This is a genomic window from Sphingopyxis sp. JAI128 (genome assembly GCF_014207235.1).
Taxonomy (GTDB): Bacteria; Pseudomonadota; Alphaproteobacteria; order Sphingomonadales; family Sphingomonadaceae; genus Sphingopyxis.
Genome location: NZ_JACHDA010000007.1, coordinates 120,316 through 141,980, shown reverse-complemented (window position 1 = coordinate 141,980; position 21,665 = coordinate 120,316). Strand labels below are relative to the sequence as shown.

The 21,665-nt window shown below is 64.1% G+C and carries 25 protein-coding genes; 10 read left to right on the top strand and 15 right to left on the bottom strand.

Annotated elements, in window-relative coordinates; genetic code table 11:
- Position 1: 1 nt before the first annotated feature.
- On the bottom strand, positions 2–658 hold the full coding sequence (locus tag HDC35_RS16690; protein ID WP_184648522.1) for a hypothetical protein: 657 nt from the start codon (positions 656–658) through the stop codon (positions 2–4).
- 77 nt (positions 659–735) lie between these two features.
- Positions 736–1,245 carry a hypothetical protein gene (locus tag HDC35_RS16685; RefSeq protein ID WP_184648521.1) on the bottom strand — a complete coding sequence of 170 codons (510 nt, stop codon included), beginning with the start codon at positions 1,243–1,245 and terminating at the stop codon, positions 736–738.
- A 607-nt stretch (positions 1,246–1,852) separates the two neighbouring features.
- Here HDC35_RS16685 and HDC35_RS16680 point away from each other — a divergent pair.
- Together HDC35_RS16680 and HDC35_RS16675 are read left to right on the top strand one after the other, a co-directional pair.
- Complete coding sequence (locus HDC35_RS16680) at positions 1,853–2,518, top strand: helix-turn-helix domain-containing protein (RefSeq protein WP_184648520.1); 666 nt, start codon at positions 1,853–1,855, stop codon at positions 2,516–2,518.
- A gap of 88 nt (positions 2,519–2,606) precedes the next feature.
- A complete protein-coding gene (locus HDC35_RS16675) occupies positions 2,607–3,359 on the top strand; it encodes a MerR family transcriptional regulator (protein ID WP_184648519.1) in 753 nt (250 codons plus the stop codon).
- On the opposite strand, the gene queA is transcribed toward HDC35_RS16675, so the two are convergent.
- The 5 genes from queA to HDC35_RS16650 form a co-directional block, all read right to left on the bottom strand.
- Positions 3,338–4,414 (bottom strand): tRNA preQ1(34) S-adenosylmethionine ribosyltransferase-isomerase QueA, encoded by a 1,077-nt coding sequence (gene queA / locus HDC35_RS16670; RefSeq protein ID WP_184648518.1) that lies wholly within the window; start codon positions 4,412–4,414, stop codon positions 3,338–3,340. The two genes, HDC35_RS16675 and queA, sit on opposite strands and share 22 nt — an antisense overlap.
- 24 nt (positions 4,415–4,438) lie before the next feature.
- Positions 4,439–5,245, bottom strand: coding sequence for a peptidylprolyl isomerase (locus tag HDC35_RS16665; RefSeq protein ID WP_260397800.1), 807 nt, complete (start codon positions 5,243–5,245; stop codon positions 4,439–4,441).
- 87 nt (positions 5,246–5,332) lie between these two features.
- Complete coding sequence (coaD, locus tag HDC35_RS16660; protein ID WP_184648517.1) at positions 5,333–5,839, bottom strand: pantetheine-phosphate adenylyltransferase; 507 nt, start codon at positions 5,837–5,839, stop codon at positions 5,333–5,335.
- Positions 5,839–6,759, bottom strand: a complete 921-nt coding sequence (locus tag HDC35_RS16655) for a polyprenyl synthetase family protein (protein WP_184648516.1) — start codon at positions 6,757–6,759, stop codon at positions 5,839–5,841. The genes coaD and HDC35_RS16655 overlap by 1 nt, the downstream gene beginning before the upstream one ends.
- Before the next feature lie 6 nt (positions 6,760–6,765).
- Positions 6,766–7,029, bottom strand: a complete 264-nt coding sequence (locus HDC35_RS16650; RefSeq protein WP_184648515.1) for an exodeoxyribonuclease VII small subunit — start codon at positions 7,027–7,029, stop codon at positions 6,766–6,768.
- Positions 7,030–7,586: 557 nt separating this feature from the next.
- On the opposite strand from HDC35_RS16650, the gene HDC35_RS16645 reads away from it, so the two are divergent.
- From HDC35_RS16645 to HDC35_RS16635, 3 genes are all read left to right on the top strand, one after another.
- A complete protein-coding gene (locus HDC35_RS16645) occupies positions 7,587–7,883 on the top strand; it encodes a hypothetical protein (RefSeq protein WP_184648514.1) in 297 nt (98 codons plus the stop codon).
- Between the two features lie 82 nt (positions 7,884–7,965).
- Positions 7,966–10,209: a phosphoribosylformylglycinamidine synthase subunit PurL gene (purL, locus tag HDC35_RS16640; protein WP_184648513.1), complete on the top strand. Its 2,244-nt coding sequence runs from the start codon at positions 7,966–7,968 to the stop codon at positions 10,207–10,209.
- Positions 10,210–10,237: 28 nt separating this feature from the next.
- The gene (locus tag HDC35_RS16635) at positions 10,238–10,975 is read left to right on the top strand and encodes a DUF72 domain-containing protein (protein ID WP_184648512.1); all 738 of its coding nucleotides are present in this window, start codon (positions 10,238–10,240) and stop codon (positions 10,973–10,975) included.
- Between the two features lie 143 nt (positions 10,976–11,118).
- Here HDC35_RS16635 and HDC35_RS16630 read toward each other — a convergent pair whose 3' ends face one another.
- The gene (locus HDC35_RS16630; protein ID WP_260397799.1) at positions 11,119–11,901 is read right to left on the bottom strand and encodes a Coq4 family protein; all 783 of its coding nucleotides are present in this window, start codon (positions 11,899–11,901) and stop codon (positions 11,119–11,121) included.
- A gap of 139 nt (positions 11,902–12,040) precedes the next feature.
- Here HDC35_RS16630 and HDC35_RS16625 point away from each other — a divergent pair, with 139 nt between their 5' ends.
- Positions 12,041–13,288 carry a DUF418 domain-containing protein gene (locus tag HDC35_RS16625; RefSeq protein WP_184648511.1) on the top strand — a complete coding sequence of 416 codons (1,248 nt, stop codon included), beginning with the start codon at positions 12,041–12,043 and terminating at the stop codon, positions 13,286–13,288.
- On the opposite strand, the gene HDC35_RS16620 is transcribed toward HDC35_RS16625, so the two are convergent.
- The 6 genes from HDC35_RS16620 to panB form a co-directional block, all read right to left on the bottom strand.
- Positions 13,285–13,689 carry an Hpt domain-containing protein gene (locus tag HDC35_RS16620; RefSeq protein WP_184648510.1) on the bottom strand — a complete coding sequence of 135 codons (405 nt, stop codon included), beginning with the start codon at positions 13,687–13,689 and terminating at the stop codon, positions 13,285–13,287. The genes HDC35_RS16625 and HDC35_RS16620 overlap by 4 nt on opposite strands.
- A gap of 116 nt (positions 13,690–13,805) precedes the next feature.
- Positions 13,806–14,030 (bottom strand): sulfurtransferase TusA family protein, encoded by a 225-nt coding sequence (locus tag HDC35_RS16615; RefSeq protein WP_184648509.1) that lies wholly within the window; start codon positions 14,028–14,030, stop codon positions 13,806–13,808.
- A complete protein-coding gene (gene der / locus HDC35_RS16610) occupies positions 14,020–15,408 on the bottom strand; it encodes a ribosome biogenesis GTPase Der (RefSeq protein ID WP_184648508.1) in 1,389 nt (462 codons plus the stop codon). Before der ends, HDC35_RS16615 begins: the two co-directional genes overlap by 11 nt.
- Before the next feature lie 42 nt (positions 15,409–15,450).
- Positions 15,451–16,785 (bottom strand): PQQ-binding-like beta-propeller repeat protein, encoded by a 1,335-nt coding sequence (locus HDC35_RS16605; RefSeq protein ID WP_184648507.1) that lies wholly within the window; start codon positions 16,783–16,785, stop codon positions 15,451–15,453.
- A gap of 1 nt (position 16,786) precedes the next feature.
- The gene (locus HDC35_RS16600) at positions 16,787–17,590 is read right to left on the bottom strand and encodes a tetratricopeptide repeat protein (protein ID WP_184648506.1); all 804 of its coding nucleotides are present in this window, start codon (positions 17,588–17,590) and stop codon (positions 16,787–16,789) included.
- A 101-nt stretch (positions 17,591–17,691) separates the two neighbouring features.
- Positions 17,692–18,555, bottom strand: a complete 864-nt coding sequence (gene panB, locus HDC35_RS16595) for a 3-methyl-2-oxobutanoate hydroxymethyltransferase (RefSeq protein WP_184648505.1) — start codon at positions 18,553–18,555, stop codon at positions 17,692–17,694.
- Between the two features lie 126 nt (positions 18,556–18,681).
- Here panB and HDC35_RS16590 point away from each other — a divergent pair, with 126 nt between their 5' ends.
- From HDC35_RS16590 to HDC35_RS16580, 3 genes are read left to right on the top strand one after another with little or no spacing between them, the layout of a single operon-like run.
- A complete protein-coding gene (locus HDC35_RS16590) occupies positions 18,682–19,104 on the top strand; it encodes a hypothetical protein (RefSeq protein WP_184648504.1) in 423 nt (140 codons plus the stop codon).
- Positions 19,105–19,143: 39 nt separating this feature from the next.
- Positions 19,144–19,569, top strand: a complete 426-nt coding sequence (locus HDC35_RS16585) for a hypothetical protein (RefSeq protein ID WP_184648503.1) — start codon at positions 19,144–19,146, stop codon at positions 19,567–19,569.
- Positions 19,562–19,783, top strand: coding sequence for a helix-turn-helix transcriptional regulator (locus HDC35_RS16580; protein ID WP_184648502.1), 222 nt, complete (start codon positions 19,562–19,564; stop codon positions 19,781–19,783). Before HDC35_RS16585 ends, HDC35_RS16580 begins: the two co-directional genes overlap by 8 nt.
- Before the next feature lie 274 nt (positions 19,784–20,057).
- Here HDC35_RS16580 and HDC35_RS16575 read toward each other — a convergent pair whose 3' ends face one another.
- The gene (locus tag HDC35_RS16575) at positions 20,058–20,948 is read right to left on the bottom strand and encodes a metal-dependent hydrolase (RefSeq protein ID WP_184648501.1); all 891 of its coding nucleotides are present in this window, start codon (positions 20,946–20,948) and stop codon (positions 20,058–20,060) included.
- 75 nt (positions 20,949–21,023) lie between these two features.
- Between HDC35_RS16575 and HDC35_RS16570 the strand changes: the two genes are divergently transcribed.
- Positions 21,024–21,632, top strand: coding sequence for a TetR family transcriptional regulator (locus HDC35_RS16570; RefSeq protein ID WP_184648575.1), 609 nt, complete (start codon positions 21,024–21,026; stop codon positions 21,630–21,632).
- The last annotated feature ends 33 nt before the right edge of the window (positions 21,633–21,665 follow it).

Below are 21,665 nucleotides of genomic sequence, written 5' to 3'. Positions count from 1 at the left end.
ATTAAAGAGCCGCCAGCTCGACGCGAACCGTGTCGCGATAGGTGCCGGCGACCAGCGCCTTGGCCGGAACCGGAACGTCGATGCGGAACGCCGGAGCGGCCTTCCATGCACCATGGTTCTTCGTAGCGGTCGTGTCGGCGGTACCCAGGGTCAGCTGGTTGGTCACCGACGGAATGCCGACGACACCCTGATCGACCGCGGCATAGCGAGCGAGAACGGTGTAAGGCAGGTTCGCCTGGAACTGGCCGCTGTCGTAACCGCCGGTCACGGCGTCGTCATTCGCCATGCCGTTCGCGCCACCATTCTTGGTGATCGTGATGCTGCTGGCGGTGTTGCAGCCGGCAAGGTTGGTGCGGGTGTGCGCGTTGCGCGGACCAACCGAGGTGAATGCGTTTTCGACGGTGCTCGACGCGTCGGCATAGATGCCGAAGCGGCCGAAGTTGATGTTGTCGAGATCGCCGCCGGCGCCGAGGATGCAGGCCTCGTCAACGCGACCGCGGACCGAGAAGGTCGCCGAAGCGCTGCTCGACGCCGTACCCGTGTTCGCGCTGTTGGCGCCATTGACATAGGTCGCGTTCGCCGGGGTGGTCTGCGCCGAAGCGGCGGTGCTGCCGAGAGCGGCAACCGAAGTGGCGATAATCAGATGAGAAAACTTCATTATATTACTCCCTTTCACGTTTACTTACATGCACTTACTTGGTAGACGACCCTACTGGCCTCTTGTGCCAGCATTCCTCAGACGCGCGGATTGATCACGATCATGATCGAATCTCCATATTCCCCGGCCAGCAGATCGCTGCCCTGCGTCATTTCTGTCTGGAGGCGGATTTCGCCGCCCCCCGCCGCGATCGCGTCGCCGCTGTCGAGCGTTGCGCCCGCGATCATCTGATTGCTTGTAAAGTCAGCGTGGAGTTGCAGCGGCTGCGGCGAAAGCGCGGGAACCGTCACGCCCAACCGATAGGGGACGATGCCGGCGTAGGGGCCTTCGCCCTCCGGCTTCGTCACATGCGCAATCCCGCCCGAAGTCGACCGGAAAACCAACTCAAAGGGAACGTTACACCCGACGTCGAACCGCGCGCTCGCCTGCTTGTTGGCGACGAGGCGCCCAAGGTTGATCGTGCCGCCGCCGCCGACCGAACATTTCGCCGTGATATGGCCCGAAAGGACGACATTGAGCGAAACGCCATCGAACGCAACGGCGCTGTCCTTGGCATTCGCGGTGGTCGCCACCGCCGACAACAGCATAAAAGCTGCAGCCGCGCGGAATCGCGCCACGACCTGACGATCGAAATATGCCAAAAAACCCCCCAATCCTGCGAACATGCCTTTTTGGTCCAAAGCACGCCCCAGGCCCAATCCTGACGTCCACCGCGATGGACTTAAGAATCGTTCAAATCCCTTCAGGAAAATAAACAAATTATTTACATAAGCAATCCCGGGCGCTTAGGATTCGCCCCGCTCAGCGGTGGCTTGAGAAGCCTGTTCGAGTTTGAGACAGTGGGCGGCCAAACATTAAGGTAGCTGGAACGTTGATAAACTTCGCAATCCTAACACCTTATGGCATTATGAGTGCCAAAATCGCTTGATCACTCCCTGAAACCGGCATGCGATGGCGCGACTTGAGGTAGATTAACCGATAGCTAAGTTCCTGCCATCACAGGCATGATCGAACGTCGGCCGGGACCATATCGACGATCCGGGTACTCCAGCCGGCAAGGCGAGTCGTTTTCGATTCCGGGAATATTTTCCCCGGCGCGAGCCGAGGGCGGTCGCCGCGATCGCACATATGGCCGCACAGCATTTGCGTGGGCGGTAACCCGCCCTTAACGCGAGCGGTCCGATCAGGCAGGCTATGGCGATTCCAGCATATATCGAAAACAGTGAAGCCTCGCGCGGCAAGCCGCGCAGCGCACGCCACACGCTCCGGCTGCAATTGCAGGGCGCGAAGTCGAGCGGCAGCGGTGTTTCGGTGTTGCTTCACAATATTTCATCGACCGGCCTGCTGATCGAAAGCGAGGGGACGCTGGACGTCGGGGACCGGATCGAAATCGGCCTGCCGCACGCCGGGGCGACCTGCGCAAAGGTGATCTGGGCCAGCGCGCACATTTATGGCTGTCAGTTCGATGCGCCCATCTCGTCGGCGACGCTCAGCGCCGCCCAGCTGCGCAGCGTCGTCGGACCGCAAGGCGGCACCTTGCCCGTTTCACAACCCCCGCAGGCCGAAAGCCTGGGCGCCCGGCTGCAACGGTTGCGGACGACGAGGGGTTTGACCCAATCGCAAATCGCAAAACAGCTCGGCGTCAGCGAGCCCTCGATTTCGGCGTGGGAACAGGACAAGGCACGACCCAAGGCAGGCCGGATGGAAAAGCTGGCGGTCTTGCTGGGCGTAGAGCTTTCCGAATTGCTCGGAATCGAGGAAGCCGAAAGCCTGGGCGACGTCGTCGCACGCGCGAAGAACGACATCGCCAAGGCAGCCGAGATCAGCCTCGACAAGATCAGGATCGTCATCGAAATCTGAGACCCGGCGTGAACGGGGGCAAAAAAAGCCCTTGACCCTGACGCTGCGTGATCCCCGATAGCCCGTCCCCGTGATGAGGAGACGGTGAATGCGGACGGTTCGGCAGGTCGCGAGGGCGGCGGGTATCAGCGTCAGAACGCTGCATCATTATGATGCGATCGGGCTGCTGAAGCCGGGCCATATCGGCATCAACGGCTATCGCTATTACGGCAGGGAGGAACTGCTGCGGCTGCAACAGATCCTCTTCTATCGCGAGCTTGGCGTGCCGTTGGCCGGAATCGCCGCCGTGCTCGACGACCCTGCCTTCGATCCGCTTGCCGCACTGCGCGAGCATAGGGCAGTGCTCGAAAGCCGGATCGGCCACTACCGGACTCTCATCCGCACCATCGATCGCACGATCGCATCATTGGAAAAGGACGAGGACATGAACGACAACGACTATTACACCGGCGTCGCTCCCGAAACGCGCGACCGCTGGCAGCGCGAGGCCGAGGAATTCTGGGGCAAGGATGCCGTCGCGGCCGCGCAGGCAAAGGCACGTACGTTCAACAAGGAACAGGTCGCCGCGATCCAGGCGGAAATGGAGGCGATCCGCGCCGACTTCCAGCGCCTGTTCCGTGAGGGCGCCGATCCCGCGTCCGACGCGGTGCAGGCCGTGACCGGCCGCCATTATCGCTGGGTGTCGCACAGCTGGACACCCGATGCCGCGGCGTTCAGGGGCCTTGGCCGCTATTATGTCGAAAACCCCGAATTCCGCGGCACCTATAACGACGACGAACTACCGGGATGCCCCGAGTTCATCGCAGCGGCGATGGCGGTTTACGCCGACCGATCGCTCTGACGCGGAAGCAGCAGGCTGGCATCGCCGTAGCTGTAGAAACGATAGTCGTTTCCGATGGCATGGGCATAGGCGGCCTGCATCGTGTCCAATCCCATCAGCGCACTGACCAGCATGAACAAGGTCGAACGCGGAAGGTGGAAATTGGTCATCAACCCGTCAATCGCGTTGAAACGATAGCCGGGGGTAATGAAGATCGCGGTGTCGCCCGCGAACGGCCCGATCCGACCATCGTCCCGCGCGGCGCTTTCGAGCAGGCGCAGGCTGGTGGTGCCGACCGCGATGATGCGCCCGCCCGCTGCCCGGACGGCGTTGAGCCGCGCCGCGGTTTCGGCGTCGATCCGGCCCCATTCGGCATGCATGACATGATCTTCGGTATCGTCGGCCTTTACCGGCAGGAACGTGCCCGCGCCGACGTGGAGCGTCAGCGTCTCCGTCTTCACCCCCGCCGCCGCGAGCGCCTCAAGCAAGCCCGGCGTGAAATGCAGCGCCGCGGTCGGGGCGGCAACCGCGCCGTCCTCGCGCGCGAACATAGTCTGATAGTCGCGGCGATCGTCGGCGTCGGTCGGACGCTTGCCCGCGATATAGGGCGGCAGCGGCATCGTCCCCGCGCGTTCGAGCAGGACTTCTACCGGCTCGTCGCCGGCAAAGGCGAGAATGAAGCTGCCGTCGGCTAGTCGCTCCTCGGCAAGCGCAGTTACGCCCTCGCCAAAATCGACCGTTTCACCGACACGCAGCCGCTTGGCGTTCCGGATGAACGCCTGCCATCGGCGCAGGTCGACGCGCTTGTGCAGCGTGGCGCCGATTTTTGCCCCCGGCGCGCTCTGCGCGCCATCATCTCGAACGTCTCTACGGCCCTCGAGTTGGGCCGGGATGACGCGCGTGTCGTTGAAGACGAGGCAGTCCCCCGAGCGTAGCCACGTCGGCAGGTCGCGCACTCCGGCATCCGCGAAGTCTTCGCCATCGACGACGAGCATGCGCGCGGCGTCGCGCGGGCGCGCAGGACGCAGCGCAATACGCTCGTTCGGCAAGTCAAAATCGAAGGCGTCGACGCGCATAAAGGTTCGCGCGCCTTCCCGCGATTACTGCGCGACGGGTGCGTTGAGTTCGTCGACGCTCACGTCGGCGGCGGGCTGCGGCGCGGGTTGCGCTTCGACCAGCATCGACGCGGGCGGCATCGGCTTGTTGTCGGCGGCGACCGACACCTGGACCATGCGCGACATCACTTCGGGCGGCTCGCCCTTATGGATCGCGTCGATATATTGCATGCCCGAAACGACGCGGCCGAACGCCGTGTAGCGCCGGTCGAGCGCGAAACGCGGCTGGAGCATGATGAAGAACTGGCTGTTCGCGCTGTCCTCATTCTCGGCGCGCGCCATCGACAGCGTGCCGCGCAGGTGCGGCGTCGCGTTGAATTCGGCCTTCAGGTCGGGAAGCTGCGATCCGCCCTGCCCGGTCGCCGTCGGATCGCCCGTCTGCGCCATGAAGCCGTCGATCACGCGGTGAAACTTGATCCCGTCGTAGAAGCCCGCGCGGGCGAGCTGCTTGATCCGATCGACATGGTTCGGCGCGACGTTGGGATAAAGCTGGATTACCACGCGCCCACCCGTCGAAAGGTCGAGGTTGAGCATATATTCGGGGTTGCCGATATATTGGTCGGGGGTCATCGCCGGCACTGCGGGCACCTCTGCCGCGGGCGCCGCGTCGGTCGCCTGCGCAGCGGGCGCGGGGGTTTCGACCGGAGCGGGAGCGGGCGTCTCCACCGGCGGCGCGGGCTGGCTCGTCTCCGGGTTTGGCGATGGTGCGGGCGGGACCTCCTGCGCGACGGCAGCCGTCGCGAGACCGAGCGCCATCGCCATCAAAATCAGGGGGCGGAAGGAAGATTTCATGCTGGATCGGCCTTTGTGTAACATTCCGGAATTGCGCCCCGTCCGGCGCGCCCTAGCTGGAAAAAGCTGAACGCTCAATGGATGGTATCACCCGTCGCCCTGACGAAGGCCGCGTTCGGCGATACGCGCGGTGACCGCATCACGCACGGCGGGCGTCACGAATTTATGGATGTCGCCGCCGAAGATCGCGATTTCCTTGACCAGCCGCGAAGCGATCGGCTGCAAGCCGACGTCGGCCATCAGGAATATCGTTTCGATCCGGTCGTTGAGCTGCTGGTTCATCCCCGCCATCTGATATTCATATTCGAAGTCGGCGACCGCGCGCAGCCCGCGAACGATGACGCTCGCCCCCTCGCGCTCGGCAAAATCCATCAGCAGCGAGTTGAAGCCCACGACGCGAATGTCGCCTTCGATGGAGGCGACCTCGGCCTTCACCATCGCGATGCGTTCGTCGTCGTCGAACATCGGCGATTTGGTGATATTCGTCGTCACCCCGATGACAAGCCGGTCGACGAGCTTCGCGCCGCGGCGGATGATGTCCATATGGCCGAGTGTGATCGGATCGAACGTGCCCGGATAAACCCCCACCCGCATCAACGGTCCCTTTCCACGACATAACGCGCGATCGCGCGGAGCAGCGCCGCCTCTTCGCCGAATCCGGCGAGGTGCTGGATCGCCTGATCGACGAGCAACGTCGCCTGTTCGCGCGCGCGCTCCAGCCCCATCAGCGTCACGAAGGTCGCTTTGCCCGCGGCCTCGTCCTTGTGCAGCGCCTTGCCCGCCAGTACCTCGTCGCCCTCGACGTCCATGATGTCGTCGGCGATCTGGAAGGCCAGCCCGATGTCCCGCGCATAGCCGCGCAACGGGCGGCGTCCGTCGGGGGGGATGCGCGCAAGGATCGCCCCCGCCTCGACCGAAAAAGCGATCAGCGCGCCGGTCTTCAATTGCTGGAGCCGCGTGACCGTCGGCAGGTCGAAATCGGATGTTTCGGCGGCGAGGTCCATCATCTGCCCGCCCGCCATGCCAGCAGGTCCCGCGGCGCGCGCAAGTTCGCAGCACAGCTCGCCGCGTACGAAGGGATCGGCGCTCGTCGCCGGATCGCACAGCCATTCGAAGGCAAGCGCGTGGAGCGAATCGCCCGCAAGGACCGCGGTCGCCTCGTCGAACGCCTTGTGCACCGTCGGCTTGCCCCGGCGCATATCGTCGTCGTCCATGCACGGCAGGTCGTCGTGGATCAGCGAATAGACATGCATCGCCTCGACCGCCGCACCCACCCGCAGGCTCAGCGCGCGGTCGACGTGGAACAGGTCGCCCGCCGCGCGGACGAGCATCGGACGCAGCCGTTTCCCGCCAGCGATCGCGGCGTGGCGCATCGCTTCATAGAGCGGCCCGCGCGGGTCGGCGGGCACGGGCAGCAACTGGTCGAACAATCGGTCGATCCCCGCCACCACCTCGGCCTGGGTCGAAAGCAGCAACTGGGTTCCCCGCGAAAGCTGGTCGTCGGCGCGCGCCATGACCGATCAGCTTTCGCCGAAGGAGGTGGTTCCCGCAGGACGGCCGTCGGCGCCCAGGCTGACCTGTTCGATCCGCGCCTGCGCCGCTGCCAGCCGCGCTTCGCAATGGCCGCGCAGCGCATGACCGCGCTCGTAAAGCGTTACCGACTCTTCAAGGCTGACGTCGCCGCTTTCGAGCCGCCGCACGATCGTTTCCAGCTCGCCCATCGCGGCTTCGAACGACAGCGAGACGATGTCGGGAACGGCAGCGGGGTCGGGGGTATCCGTCATGGGCCCTGCTTTGGCCCCTTCGCCCCCTTGCGGTCAAGCTCGACGTGGCGATTTTGCCCGATAGCGTCGCACCAAGTTCATCGGCCATTTCGCCCCCGCGCTGGGCGTCGCGGCCCGTCCCAGGGGGCGGGGCTCGGGACGCTGTTCGTCGCCGCCCCACTCGTCGATATTAGCTCCGCCGCGCTACTCGTCCCCGGGATCGAGGCGATTCGTATCGCCGCAGGCAAGTGGCATGTCGCGGCGCTTGGAGCGCCTGTTCGGCTTTTACTGCGACATGGCCTAGTTGATCTCACCAATCGTGCGACGATGAAGAGCCGGTCGACCACGGTCACATTGCTCGACATCGCCCGGGGTACGCTCGCGACGGGTTTCGCTGTTGGCGCGGCGGCGCGGGTCGCGCTTGCCTGGGTGCCGCGCGGCGGCCGACCACCTTCGTTAAACGCAATCACATTTCTGTTTTTTGCAATTGCTGACGCGCGCATCGCCCGCCATGTTGCACTGCACAAGAAGAGAGGGGCTCAAAGGCAAGTTTTGTTCAATCGACAAGGACTTGCACCATGAAAAACTATATTCTCCCCGCCCTTGGTTTGCTCGCGCTGGCGCCGACCGCCGCGCTCGCCAAGGACGAAGCGGTCAAGCGTTTCGAGCATGAAGGCTCCACCTACAGCTACACCGTCACCAAGGTGGGCGACACCCGCGTGATCAGCGGCATCGAGGAACGCACCGGCAAGCCGTTCACGCTCCGCGTCGGCGATCGCCGCGTACGTGGCACTGTCGGTTCGCAGCAGGTGAGCTTCGCGCTTCGCGATGTCGAACCGCTCGAGACCGAGACGACCACGCTCGCTTCGCGCTAAAACAAGCTCCGACCGCAGACCCCATGATGTTTTCGCATCATGGGGTCTGTTCGTTTTACGCTGGTGTCGCTAAAGGCGCGCCATGACTCAGCCAGCGCCCGCCATCACCCCCGAAATCGTCGCCGAGCATGGGCTTTCGCCCGAAGAATATGATCGCGTTCTCGCGGCGCTCGGACGCGAGCCGAACCTTGTCGAACTCGGCATCTTTTCGGTCATGTGGTCCGAGCATTGCAGCTATAAAAGCTCGCGTATCCATTTGAAGAAGCTGCCGACCGAGGCCCCGTGGGTGATCTGCGGCCCCGGCGAGAATGCTGGGGTCATCGACATTGGCGAAGGGCCCGACGGCAAGAAGCTCGCCGCGATCTTCAAGATGGAGAGCCACAACCACCCGTCGTACATCGAACCCTATCAGGGCGCGGCAACCGGGGTCGGCGGCATTTTGCGCGATGTGTTCACGATGGGCGCGCGCCCCGTCGCGAACCTCAACGCGCTGCGTTTCGGCCGCCCCGACCATCCGAAGATGAAGCACCTCATCTCGGGCGTCGTCCACGGCATCGGCGGTTACGGCAATTGCGTCGGCGTGCCGACGGTCGGCGGTGAGGTCAATTTCCACAAGGCCTATGACGGCAATATCCTCGTCAACGCGATGACGGTCGGCGTCGCCGAGCAGGACAAGATCTTCTATTCGGCTGCCTCGGGCGTCGGCAATCCGATCGTCTATGTTGGATCGAAGACCGGCCGCGACGGCATCCACGGCGCCACCATGGCGTCGGCCGACTTCGGCGAGGATGCCGAGGAAAAGCGCCCGACGGTGCAGGTCGGCGACCCCTTTACCGAAAAATTGCTGATCGAGGCGTGCCTCGAACTCATGGCGTCGGACGCGATCGTCGCGATTCAGGACATGGGCGCCGCGGGCCTGACCAGCTCGTCGGTCGAAATGGCGTCGAAGGGCGGCGTCGGCCTGCACCTCAAGATGGACGATGTGCCGCAGCGTGAAACCGGCATGACGGCGTACGAAATGATGCTGTCCGAATCGCAGGAACGCATGCTGATGGTCCTGAAGCCCGGCAAGGAAGAATTTGCGAAGGCAATCTTCCACAAATGGGAGCTCGACTTCGCGGTCATCGGCACCGTTACCGACACGGGGCGCATGGTGCTGGAACATCATGGCGAGATCGTCTGCGACATTCCGCTCGCGCCGCTCGCCGACGATGCGCCGCTCTACGACCGCCCGCATGTCCCGACGCCGAAGCAGGCCGACCTGACCGGCGTTCCCGAGACCAAGGACGTCGCGGCGGACCTCAAGACGCTGATGGCCACCCCCGACATCGCCAGCCGCCGCTGGATCTGGGAACAATATGACAGCCAGGTTGGCGGCGACACGGTGCAGATCGGTGGCGACGCCGCGCTCGTCCGCATCCACGGCACGAACCGCGCGCTCGCCATGTCGACCGACTGCACCCCGCGCTATTGCTACGCCGACCCCGTCGAGGGCGGCAAGCAAGCGGTCGCCGAAACCTGGCGCAACATCAGCGCGGTCGGCGCGACCCCGCTCGCGATCACCAATTGCCTCAACTTCGCGAACCCGCAGCGTCCCGAAATCATGGGGCAGATCGTGGGCTGCCTCGACGGCATGGCGCAGGCGTGCCGCGCGCTCGATTATCCGATCGTGTCGGGTAACGTCAGTCTCTATAACGAGAGCAAGGCAACCGGCGGCGGCAGCGCGATCCTGCCGACCCCCGCGATCGGCGGCGTCGGGGTGATCGAGGACCTGACCAAGGCGGTCGGCATCGGCTTCAAACGCACCGGCGACATCGTCCTCGCGGTCGGCGAACGCGCCGGCCACCTGGGGCAATCGATCTGGCTGCGCGAAATCCATGGCCGCGAAGAAGGCCCGCCGCCGCCCGTCGACCTCCGCGCCGAAAAGCGCACCGGCGACTTCATCCGCAAGAGCATCAACGCCGGCTGGATCACCGCCTGCCACGACGTGTCCGACGGCGGTATCGCGGTGACGCTCGCCGAAATGGCGCTGAAATCGAACATCGGCGTACTGGTCAGCGAGGAACAGCCGTTCGGCATCGCCGAAAGCTTTTTCGGGGAAGATCAGGGCCTCTACCTCGTCACCGTCTGCGACACCTGCCTCGCCGACTTCCTCGACGCCGCCGGCCGCGCCGACGTGCCGGTCGACCCCGTCGGCCGGACGATCAAGGACCGCATCGTCTTCGAACTGCCGGGTAGCGATCATCAGGTGACGCTGGCGGAACTGCGCGACGCGCATGAAGGTTTCTTCCCCAATCTGATGGGCGCCGACGCAGCTCTGGCATAGCCGTCATTGTCCGGGAGGTGAGGATCGCATGACCATCCATATCGGCATTGGCGGCTGGACCTTCGAACCCTGGCGCGGTCCCTTCTATCCCGCGGGCCTCGCGCAAAAGCGCGAGCTCGAATATGCCGGCCAGCATCTGACCGGGATCGAGATCAATGGCACCTATTATGGCAGCCAAAAGCCCGAAACTTTCGCCAATTGGGCCGCGTCGGTTCCCGACGGCTTCAAGTTCAGCGTCAAGGCGTCGCGCTTCACGACCAACCGCAAAATATTGGCCGAAGGCGCCGCATCGATCGAGAAATTCCTGACGCAGGGCATTACGCGGCTCGGCGACCGGCTCGGCCCGATCCACTGGCAGTTCATGGCGACGAAGAAATTTGACCGCGACGATTTCGCGGGTTTCCTCGACCTGCTCCCCGAGACGCAGGATGGCGTCCCGCTGCGCCACGCGATCGAGGTGCGCAACGAAAGCTTTCGCGACCCCGCCTTCATCGACATGCTGCGCGAACGGAATATGGCGGTCGTCTATGCCGACAGCGACGAATTCCCGTGCATCGACGAACAGACCGCCGATTTCACCTATGCGCGGCTCCAGCGCAGCCAAGAGAATGTCGAGACCGGCTATGACGCCAAGGCCCTCGACCAATGGGCCAAGCAGGCCAAGGACTGGGCCAAGGGCGACCGCGACGTCTATCTCTTCTTCATTTCAGGCGCGAAGGTCCGCAATCCGGCCGCGGCGCGGGCGCTGATCGCCAAGCTAAAATAGATCCTCCCTGTCGCGTAGCGATGGGGAGGTGGCAGCGCGAAGCGCTGACGGAGGGGCTTTGGCGCTACCGTCGCGGCCCCTCCACCACTCATCTGCGATGAGCGGTCCCCCTCCCCATGGCTTCGCCACAGGGAAGATTTAATTCAGGCCGCCATCGCCTGCTGCGACGCCAGGAAGTTGTACGGGTCGATGCCGCGGCTTCGATACGCGCGATGCGCTTCTTCATAGAGCGTCGGCTTGCCGATCCCCAGCCGCGCGCGCGCGGCTTCGAGCGGTTCGGCGAGCAGCGCGCGGATGTCCTGTTCGATGATCGCCTTTGCGGCCTTGCCGTGGCGCTGGCCCTGACGGATCGCGCCGAAGACCGGCGCGTCGCTCTTGATGCTGCGTTTCACCTCGTAACCGCCAGCATAGGCGATGAAAAAATTGCCGTAATTGCCGGTCTGGCCATAGGTGAAGCCGAGCACGCATTGTTCGCCGAGCGCGTCGCGGCCATAGCCGGTCAGGATATGGAACAGGTCGTGCGTGTCGCGCAGCCGGTTCGAATACCATTGCACCTGATCGTCATATTGCGGGCGCCCCATCTTCTCGCTTTCGGCAACGAGGCCCGCGGCCGACAGCCCTTCGCGGCGCATGAAGGTGACATAGGCGTGGCCGACGCTGCCTTCGGGCAGTTCGTCGATCCAGCTGTGATCGTCGAGCAGATCGGGCAGATAGGGTTCGCGTTCCATCAGCTTTTTGCCGAAATCGCTTGTCACAAAGGCGCGCGCATCGTCCATGAACCCCTTGCGCGGCAGATTTTCGAAGATGTGGAAGACCTGTTCGGTGTCTTCCTTGTCCGCGATCAGCTTGCGGAAGTGCTGGAACGCCTTGAACGGGCGGAACTTCGGCATCTGGCGGTCGGGGTGGGAGAAGAGGGTCGGGGTCATGGCTGGTCTCGTCCGAATCATGTGACGCTATGCAGATAGCATTACTGACATAGATGTCAATAACCGCTCATCGTCGAAACCGCTCGACGCCTTTTGGCGCGCAGGATAGGCCCTCGCGGTCAATCGGATGGGAGCGGACATGGACAGGGTATCGACGCGATACGAAAGCCTCGATGCGATCCGCGGCGTGGCGGTGATGGGCATATTGGCGATGAACATCGTCGCTTTCGCCCTGCCCTTTTCAGCCTATACCAACCCGCTGGCGGGCGGGCCCGTCGGTAACCTCGATCTCGAAACCTGGTTCTTCAATTTCGTTTTCGTCGATTCCAAGATGCGCGGCCTGTTTTCGATCCTGTTCGGCGCCAGCACCCTGCTCGTGATCGAAAGCGCCACCGCGAGCGGGCGCAGCGCCGCGGGTGCGCATTATTCGCGCATGCTCTGGCTCGGCGTCTTCGGCCTCGTCCATTATTATTTCATCTGGTTCGGCGATATTCTCTTCCTCTACGCGGTTTGCGGGGTGCTGCTCTTTGCGTTCCGCAACCTGCCGGTGAAGGCACTGGTCGTCTGGGCGATCATCTTTTTCGTCATCGGGATCGGCTTCCTCGTCCTGGGCTGGTTGATGTTCGCGCTGGGCGAAGCCGGGAAGCTGCCGCCCGAGGCGACCGTGCAGATGCAGCGCGATCTCGCGCGGCTGAACGCCGACATGGGACCGAACGCCGCAAGTTATGCGAAGGACATCGCCAATCACCTCGGCAGCTATGGCAGCATCGTCGCCGAAAAGCTGGGTCCGGGGGCAACCGACCCCTTTGTCGAGGCGCTGATGTTCCTGTGGGAAACGATGGGCCTGATGCTGATCGGCATGGCCCTGTTCAAATCGCGGATGCTGACCGGCGAATGGGACGCCGCGCGCTACCGCAAATGGGCACTGGCCGGCTTCCTGATCGGGCTCCCGCCGCTCGTCGGCCTGGCGTGGTATCAATATGCGAGCGGGTTCAGCGCGATATCGACCTTCGGCGCTTCGCTGTCGCTGTCGGCGCCGTTCGACATCGCCGCGACGGTCGGTTGGGCGGCGCTTGTCATGAGGCTGATTCAGACTAGCGCGAGCGCTCGCGTCCGCGCGCGGCTCGCCGCGACGGGCCGCATGGCCTTTACCAATTACCTTGCGACGTCGATCGTGATGACGACGATCTTTTATGGCTATGGGCTCGGGCTTTACGGCAGCGTCGGACGCGCCGCGCTGTATCTTTTCTGCTTTGCGATGTGGGCGGCGATGCTGCTGTGGTCAAAGCCCTGGCTCGACCGGTTCGATTATGGCCCGCTCGAATGGATCTGGCGCAGCCTGTCGCGCTGGCAGCTTCAGCCGATGCGCAAGGCGGCGCGCATCTAGAAGCCGACGGCGCGGTCGAAACCGGCGGGGCGGCGCTGGACGAGCGGATTGGCCTCGCGCTCGAGCGCGCCGAGCGTTTCCTCGAACAGCGGGCGCAGCGCGACCACGCGCGGCAGATATTCCTCCGGGCTGATCTGGCTTTCGACACAGTGCCGGGCGAACATCTCGATATCCTCGGCGAGCGCGCCGAGCTTTTCGCCGCCGAACTGCCGCGCTTCGCTTTTCAGCGTATGCGCGGGCATCACGAGCCCGCGGGCATCGCGGGCGCGCATCGCATCCTCGATCGCCGCCACCGACTTGGTGCCGTCTTCGCGAAAATAGCCGAGAATCCGTACGAACGCGGCACCCAACTGGGTCCGCGTCGCGCGAAATTCATCCCAATCGACCAGGATCTCGTCCAATGCTTTATCCCTTGGTATTCAAATTCGGCCGTGGTCCCAAGCAGTCCATGCCCCAAATCAGGTAAAAAAGACGTTACGGTGAGGACGACCAGGCAAAGAAAGCGATCCATTTTGGGTCAGCGGCTAACGCGCCAGCGCCCCTCGCCGTCGGCCGCCGTGTCGCCATCGACGCGCCAACCATGTTCGGCGGCGAGCGCCGCGACTTCGCGTCCCGCCTGCGGATCGTCGGCGATCAGCACGACCTCGGTCGCGTCGCGCATCGCCCGCGCCAGCCGCAGCGCGGGCCAGGGGCAACGCATCCCGCGCGCATCGACGACCAGCGCCGCCCGTTCACTCGTCATAGGGATTGCGCGAATTGCGGAAATTGAGCCGCACCGGCACCCCCTGGAACCCCAGTTCCTTGCGCATCCCGTTGACCAGATAGCGTTCGTAGCTTCCGGGCAGCGCATCTGTCCGCGATCCGAAAACGACGAAGGTCGGCGGGCGCGTACGCGCCTGCGTGATATAGCGCAGCTTGATCCGCTTGCCGCCGGGTGCCGGGGGCGGATTCGCCGTGACGGCACCTTCGAACCAGCGGTTGAGCCGCGCGGTCGACACCCGGTTGGTCCAGATTTCGCGCTGCTCGAACGCGACGCGGACCAGCGTGTCGATGCCCTTGCCCGTCGCGCCCGAAATGCTGAGCACGGGCACCCCCTTGACCTGGCTCAGCCCGTCATCGAGCGCGGTGCGCACGCCGTTGAACAGCGACGAGGGATCTTCGGCAACATCCCACTTGTTGAGCGCGACGATCAGCGCGCGTCCTTCCTGCAGCACTTTGTCGGCGATACGCAGGTCCTGCGCCTCAAGCCCCTTGGTCGCATCGAGCAGCAGCACGACAACCTCGGCGAAATCGACCGCGTGGAGCGCGTCGGCGACCGACAATTTCTCCAGCTTGTCGACCACCTTTGCGCGCTTGCGCATGCCCGCTGTATCGAACAACTGGATCTCGTGGACCTCGCCATCCTTTTCCCATTGCCAGTCGACGCGGATCGAATCGCGTGTGATCCCCGCCTCGGGCCCGGTGATCAGCCGGTCTTCGCCGATCATGCGGTTGATCAGCGTCGATTTGCCCGCATTGGGCCGGCCGACGATCGCCAGCTTCATCGGGCCGAGCGGCGCTTCCTCATCCTCTTCGCCTTCGACCGGCGGCGGCAATGCCTCAGCCTCGGCGGCGTCGAAGCCCTCGATGATCGGCCGCAGCGCATCGAACAGGTCGACGACGCCTTCTCCATGCTCGGCGCTGAGCGCGATCGGATTGTCGAAGCCGAGCGAATAGCTTTCCATCAGGCCATTTTCGCCCTGCTTCCCCTCGGCCTTGTTGACGAGGAGGATGATCGGCGTGTCCTCGCTGCGCAGCCAGCGCGCGATTTCCTCGTCGAGCGGCGTAACCCCGGCGCGGCCGTCGATCATGAACAGCGCGGCGTCGGCTTCGCGAACCGCCTTTTCGGTCTGCACGCGCATCCGGCCGGGCAAGGTCGCCGCGTCATAATCCTCGAAACCCGCGGTATCGACGATCGTGAATTTCAGGCCGAGCAGTTCGCCGTCGCCCTCGCGCCGGTCGCGGGTCACCCCGGGCTGGTCGTCGACCAGCGCCAGGCGCTTGCCGACCAGCCGGTTGAACAGCGTCGATTTGCCCACATTGGGCCGGCCCACAATGGCAATCGTCGCGAATCGCGACATGTCCCTATTCCTACACCGGGCCGCCCCGGCCCGGACGCCATATCAGCGCCAGGCCGTGATCTTCCCGTCGTCCGCGAGGACGTATAAAATATTGTTCGCTACGATCGGCGGCTGCGACAGCGGCGTCTTGAAATCGGTCGATCCCAGCAGCGAACCGTCAGTCGGCGAAAATTCCTGCAAAAATCCTTCGCTGTTCACTGCGATCAGGCGGCCGCCCGCGAGGATCGGCCCTGTCCAGCGGATCGGATCCTTCTTCTTCTTTTCGGTTTCGACCCGGAAACGCGCGAGCTGCTGGATCCAACGAACCTTGCCGGACCCCCGCGCAACGCACAGCAACTTGCCATCGTCGGTCATAGCATAAACCCACTCGCCGACGACATAGGGAGTCGAAATGCCCGCGATCGAGATTTCCCAGCTGCGCTGACCGGTGAGCAGTTCATAGCTCGCCATGCGCCCGCCCTGACCAAGCGCAAAGACCCGGCCGCGATCAACGACCGGATCGGCATCAACGTCGGTGAGCGTCGAAACCGATAGCGCCATCGAAGTCCGCGCCAGCGCATCTTCCCAGAGGTCGCGGCCGTTTTCGTAACGATAGGCCTGAACCTCGCCCGACGAGAAACCGGCGACGATCGTTCCCTGGCCCGCGGCGGGGGACGCGGCGCCGAACACGCTGCCGGGTTCCAGCGACGCCGTCGCCTGCCACAGCACCGCGCCATTGGTGGCGTTGAGCGCAAAAATCTGGTTGTCCTGGCTGATCACATAGACGCCGCCAAAGGCAATCGTCGGCGCGCCGCGGAGCGGGCCTGCCGGCTTGACCTTCCAGATCACCGACCCGTCGGCGACGTTCAGCGCCGCGACATCGCCCGCGCCGCTCGTTGCATAGACGACCGATCCGTCGACCCCGGCGCCGCCGCCGAACAGCGAATCCTTGTAATCCTTCCCGGTGCTGCCGATCGGCGTCCGCCACAGCTGCGCCCCGGTGTCGGCGGAAAAGGCCGACACGACCGCATCGGTGTCCACCGCGAACAGGCGATTGTCGGCAACGACAGGCGAAGCCGCGAGCCGTTGCTTATTGGTGCTGCCCGCGATGCTCGCTTGCCACAGCTGGCTGCGCGTCGCGCCCAGCGCCGGATGGCCCATCGATTTCGATGCGTTGCCGCCCGATTGTGACCAGGCGGCATTGACCTCCGGTTCGGGCAGGACGACCGCGATGCCGGCGGTCGCCGCATCGACCTTGATGCTGTTGTCATTGGACAGGATCGACACGCGATCGCCGATGGTCGGCGTCTTGGGTCCACCATCGCCCTTGAACACGCCGCAGCCCGCAAGCGGCAGCGCCAGCAATGCCGCATAAATTCCGTAACGCGCTTTCCGCATATTATTTCGTGTCCTCAACTTTTTCGGCTGCCGCTGCCTTGGGCGCGGCATTGCCTTTCTGGTCCCCCGCGGCGGCGGTCGCCGCGGTCTTTTCGGCGCTGGCGCTGTCCGTCGCGCGGTCGGAAACCGCGTCGACGCCCAGCATACCCGCCATCTGCACCGAACGCGACTGGAGCGACTTCGCGACGTTCGGCAATTTCGCGATGCGCGCGTACAGCGCACCGGCCTGGTCGAACTGCCCGAGCTGGTAATGCGCGCTCGCCGACAATTCGGCCGCGCTCGCGAACCAGCTCGACGCCGGATCTCTCGCATCGACCATCGGCTTCAGGCGCGCGATCACCGCTTCGGGTTTCAGCGTGTCATATTCGAACGCGGTCTGGCGGATCAGCGCGAGGTCGCGCAGCGAAGGGTCGAGCTTGGTGTCGGCGGCGACTTTCGCCATCAAGGCCGCGGCGGCCTTCAGGTCGCCGGTCTGCGCCTTGATGTTCGCCTGCTGCATCTGGGCAGCGGCGCGATAGGCGGGGTCGCCGGCATCAACGAGTTTCTGAAGCTCGGCATCGGCGGCGCGGGGCTGGTTGGCGCCGAGCTTGTCGAACGCCGCGACCAGCTCTTCGGCCTGCTCGCCGCGCGCCTGCTCCTGGCGATGCCCCCAATAAAGATAGCCGCCGAACGCAAGCAGGCCGGCGATGACCGCGCCGATAATCCAGCGGCCATAGCGCTGCATGATCGTGTCGAGCCGGTCCTTGCGAACGGCTTCGTCGACTTCCTGCAACAGCGCGGCATCATTCGTCGGGCTCAGGGCCAATCAAACCTCCATAAACTCAGTGCGGCGCTGGGCCGGTCGCTTCCTTAGCGACGACGCCGAAAAAGGCCAAGCGTTTCACTGGGGCGCGAGCGCGCCGACCGTCAACCTGCGTAGGTCTGATCGTCGGTCGGGAATGAACGGGACCTGACTTCGTCGGCATAGTTCTTCACCGCGCCGTTCACGACACCCGCCATATCCTCATATTTTTTGACGAATTTGGGGACGCGCTCGAACATGCCGAGCATGTCGTCGGTAACCAGAACCTGGCCGTCGCACTCTGCCGAAGCGCCAATGCCGATCGTTGGGCAATCGACCTTGTTCGTGATCTCGATCGCGATCGATTCGAGCACGCCTTCGATGACGATCGAAAAAGCGCCCGCCTGCGCCACCGCGACCGCATCCTCGACGATCGAGCGGGCTTCTTCCTCGCTCTTGCCGCGCACGCCATAGCCGCCGAGGATGTTGACCGCCTGCGGCGTCAGCCCGACGTGGCCCATCACCGGGATGCCGCGCTGGGTCAGGAATTCGATCGTCGGCGCCAGCACTTTGCCACCCTCGACCTTGACCGCCGCGGCGCCGGTTTCCTTGAGCAGCCGCGCGGCATTGTCGAACGCCTGCTGCGGGCTGCCTTCATAGCTGCCGAACGGCATGTCGACGATCACGGCCGCATGATAGCTGCCGCGCACCACGGCGGCGCCATGCAGCGCCATCATGTCCATCGTCACCCCGACGGTATGCGGCAGCCCGTAAATCACCTGCGCAAGCGAATCGCCAACCAGCAGCATGTCGCAATGCGGGTCGAGCAGCTGCGCCATACGAACCGTATAGGCGGTCAGCATCACGAGCGGCTCTCCGCCTTTGCGCTGGCGAATCCGCGGAACGGTTAGGCGTTTCATCGGCTGCGGCGTCGGATTCGCGCGGCTGGTCGACGTGTCGAGGGTGAGCGTTTTGGGGAGCGTGGACATGGCGCGGGGGCTTAGCGCTTAACGACCCGGCGCGAAAGCGGCAAAGCCCCTTCATGTTATCTTTGATTGACTCAATGTTAAAAATAATCGACATAGAGTTCGAATCACATGACATGGAGCTCCACGATGTCCTTTCGGGAAAAGATTCACTGGGTCACGCTGGTGACGATGATTCTGGCGTTCGGCTGGTATTTCCTCGTTTACCCGTGGCGGATCGTTGCAAGTCCGGCGGGGGTCATGGCGACCGCCGGGATGCTGGTGCCGGTGACCATCGCGATCATCGTGGCGATGACCGTCGCGACGGCGTTCCTCGCGATCCGCAGCCCGCGCGAGGTCCATGCGCGCGAGGATGAGCGCGACCGCGGCATTCATATGCGTGGCACGCATTTCGGCTATTATCCGCTCGTCGTCGGCATCTGGATCAATATTTTCCTGATTTTCTGGGGCATCGGGCAGGCCGAGCAGCTCAATCTGATGATCGCGACGCTGGTTGTCGCCGAAATCGTGCGGATCGGCACCCAGCTCTATCTCTATCGCCGAGGCTATTGAGCCATGGCCCTTCTCATCACATATGCCGGAGACCATCAAATGAATTTCCGTGAAAAGACCGCCTGGCTGAACGTCGTCGCCATGGTCGTCGCCTACAGCGTCTATTTCGGGCTTCTCCTCTCCGGACATCCCGCCGGGCGCGAAGTGTTTCCGATGCTGTGGCTGTTCGGCTCGATCGCAGTGGCGCATGCAGTCACCGTCATCGTCGGTACCGTCATCCTGTCGGCGCGGGCGCCGAAGTCCGAGCGCGCACGCGCCGACGAGCGCGACCGCGCGATCCGCCGGCGCGGCGCGACAATGGCCTATTATGTCCTCTTGGTGGGGATGATGGTCGTCGGCGTCTATCTGCCCTTCGTCGAGAGCGGGGTGCCGCTGGCGAATATGGGGCTGTTCGCGATCGTCGCCGCCGAACTGGTGAACAGCGTCGTCGTGCTGATGAGCTATCGGCGGGGCTGGCATGGCTAAGCCTCCCTTCTCCAACGACATCCGGACGCTGCGCTTCCTGGCGGGCGAGATGACGCAGGGCGACCTCGGCGACCGCGTCGGGGTCACGCGCCAGACGATCGCCGCGATCGAACAAGGCAAATATTCACCTTCGCTGGAAGTCGCGTTCCGCATCGCCCGCGTCTTCGGCAAGCCGCTCGAAACGGTGTTCCAATGGGACGATGCCGGCGACTGAGGCAGCGCGGCCGCGCGGGTCCGGCCCACGCCCCTCCCCGGTGGCGTCGGGCCGGACTTCGGGCTGCTTCGGCGTAGTGAGCGGCCATCTCGTGCATCCCGACGAAAGATGTCCGGAGGCACATGACTCCGGTCACGGCCTGGTACAGAAATACACAAGATTGGTACCCGAATTCCGGGTTCCGGCTTTCGCCGGGGTTCACAACTCCAGCGACCGCAATCGGTCGTTACCGGCCATCCCCCGCAAAAATCTCCGCAACCGCGGAGACGAAAGGTCAGGCAGTCGCCGCGACCAGTTCGGGTTCCGACGAATGCGCCGGCATGATCGCGTCGGCATAGTCGCTTTCATATTTCCTGATGAGCGCACGGTCGTCGTGGTTCCAGGGGTGAAAACCGGGCATGAAATATCTGAGCCAGGGCAGGAAGCTCTTGCGCAGCACGCCCGGCGTGCCGAGCAGATACCACCAGATGCGCGCCGTGACGCGCCAACCGGTTAGCCCGTCCTGTTTGAGCAGCGCCTTCATGCCCTTCACCCGTTTCGGCCAGAAGCGTGTGGTGACGAGGATCATCATCAGCGATTTGGCGCGCCAGCGTTTGAAGCGGCTCCAGTCCTTCGTCGCGTGCAGCCAAGTGTCGTAAGCGACGCCCTTATGCTCGATCTCCTCGATCGCGTGCCATTTCCACAAGGCCGCCCATCCGGGCTCGGCGCCGTCGTACATCTTGGGGTCTTTCAGCATCACCGCTGCCATCATGGCGGTATAATGTTCGAGCGCGATCGTCGCCATCAGGTTGACGATCTGCGGCCGCGTCTTGATCAGGTCGAGCACCTGGTTGACATCGTCTTCAAGCTCCGAAAGGTCGTAACCCGCTTCCGCCGCTTTCTTGTTAAACACGACATGCTCGCGGCTGTGGATCACTTCCTGCTGCGTGAAGGCACGGATTTCGCGCGCCAATTTGTCGGGCACGCCGTCGCGGTGCGCCTTCACCGCTTCGATGAACATCGCCTCGCCGCGCGGAAAGGTCACCGACAAGGCGGTGTGGAAAGCCGAGGCGATCGGATCGCCGTTCAACCACCAGCGGCCCTGCCTCTCGTCGCGGCCGAAGCGCATGTCGCGCGGGGTGATCGACAGATCGGCGGGCGTCGGCGACTGGGAAGGGCTGGACATATGCTGCTCACCGTCGGAAAGGGAAACCGGGCGAGGGGACGCCTGTGGGGCAAAAGTTAGAGGTTACTTACAGTGGTGTCAATAGCAAAGAAGCGTCTGAGCCCGGAGGAAAGCCGGTCGGCCGCACTCGAAGCCGCGCGCCAGATCCTGATCGAAATGGGGCCGGCCGCGGTGACGCTGAAAGCTGTCGCGGCGCGGATCGACCGCACGCATGCGAACCTGCTGCATCATTTCGGCAGCGCCGCCGGACTGCAAAAGGCGCTCGCCGCCTATCAGGCCGAAACCGTCTGCGCGACGATCGGCAGGAAAATGGCCGAATCGCCGCCGGGCGAGCGTAATGTCCGCGAAATCGTCGACCTCGCCTTCGACGCGTTCAACAGCGGCGGCGCGGGCGCGCTCGCGACGTGGATGGCGGCGACGGGCAACGACGACGCGCTCGACCCGATCGTCGACGCGATCCACCGCCTGATCGACGGCATGGCGCCCGACGCGCACGAAAAGCGGCTGATGCACGAAGATACGCTCGCGCTGGTGCTGATGGCATTGGGCGACGCGCAGCTCGGGGGCCCCATGGCGGAAGCGCTGGGCCTGCCGCGCGACACGTCGCGCGTCCTCGCGACCGAGCTGATCACCGGCCGCATCGCGAAATTCTGGGCCGAACATGGCGGCAAGCTCCAGGGGTAGGGGCTGGTAATTTTGCGTCTCCCACGCTAGGGG

Coding starts and splice junctions, on each gene's coding strand:
- HDC35_RS16580 (WP_184648502.1), top strand. CDS start 19,562: ATGGCTAAGCCTCCCTTCTCCAACGACATCCGGACGCTGCGCTTCCTG.
- coaD (WP_184648517.1), bottom strand. CDS start 5,839: ATGCGGGTGGGGGTTTATCCGGGCACGTTCGATCCGATCACACTCGGC.
- HDC35_RS16590 (WP_184648504.1), top strand. CDS start 18,682: ATGTCCTTTCGGGAAAAGATTCACTGGGTCACGCTGGTGACGATGATT.
- purL (WP_184648513.1), top strand. CDS start 7,966: ATGACTCAGCCAGCGCCCGCCATCACCCCCGAAATCGTCGCCGAGCAT.
- HDC35_RS16650 (WP_184648515.1), bottom strand. CDS start 7,029: ATGACGGATACCCCCGACCCCGCTGCCGTTCCCGACATCGTCTCGCTG.
- HDC35_RS16645 (WP_184648514.1), top strand. CDS start 7,587: ATGAAAAACTATATTCTCCCCGCCCTTGGTTTGCTCGCGCTGGCGCCG.
- der (WP_184648508.1), bottom strand. CDS start 15,408: ATGTCGCGATTCGCGACGATTGCCATTGTGGGCCGGCCCAATGTGGGC.
- HDC35_RS16625 (WP_184648511.1), top strand. CDS start 12,041: ATGGACAGGGTATCGACGCGATACGAAAGCCTCGATGCGATCCGCGGC.
- HDC35_RS16685 (WP_184648521.1), bottom strand. CDS start 1,245: ATGCTGTTGTCGGCGGTGGCGACCACCGCGAATGCCAAGGACAGCGCC.
- HDC35_RS16675 (WP_184648519.1), top strand. CDS start 2,607: ATGCGGACGGTTCGGCAGGTCGCGAGGGCGGCGGGTATCAGCGTCAGA.
- HDC35_RS16690 (WP_184648522.1), bottom strand. CDS start 658: ATGAAGTTTTCTCATCTGATTATCGCCACTTCGGTTGCCGCTCTCGGC.
- HDC35_RS16615 (WP_184648509.1), bottom strand. CDS start 14,030: ATGACGAGTGAACGGGCGGCGCTGGTCGTCGATGCGCGCGGGATGCGT.
- queA (WP_184648518.1), bottom strand. CDS start 4,414: ATGCGCGTCGACGCCTTCGATTTTGACTTGCCGAACGAGCGTATTGCG.
- panB (WP_184648505.1), bottom strand. CDS start 18,555: ATGTCCACGCTCCCCAAAACGCTCACCCTCGACACGTCGACCAGCCGC.
- HDC35_RS16655 (WP_184648516.1), bottom strand. CDS start 6,759: ATGGCGCGCGCCGACGACCAGCTTTCGCGGGGAACCCAGTTGCTGCTT.
- HDC35_RS16635 (WP_184648512.1), top strand. CDS start 10,238: ATGACCATCCATATCGGCATTGGCGGCTGGACCTTCGAACCCTGGCGC.
- HDC35_RS16585 (WP_184648503.1), top strand. CDS start 19,144: ATGAATTTCCGTGAAAAGACCGCCTGGCTGAACGTCGTCGCCATGGTC.
- HDC35_RS16630 (WP_260397799.1), bottom strand. CDS start 11,901: ATGACCCCGACCCTCTTCTCCCACCCCGACCGCCAGATGCCGAAGTTC.
- HDC35_RS16605 (WP_184648507.1), bottom strand. CDS start 16,785: ATGCGGAAAGCGCGTTACGGAATTTATGCGGCATTGCTGGCGCTGCCG.
- HDC35_RS16680 (WP_184648520.1), top strand. CDS start 1,853: ATGGCGATTCCAGCATATATCGAAAACAGTGAAGCCTCGCGCGGCAAG.
- HDC35_RS16665 (WP_260397800.1), bottom strand. CDS start 5,245: ATGAAATCTTCCTTCCGCCCCCTGATTTTGATGGCGATGGCGCTCGGT.
- HDC35_RS16575 (WP_184648501.1), bottom strand. CDS start 20,948: ATGTCCAGCCCTTCCCAGTCGCCGACGCCCGCCGATCTGTCGATCACC.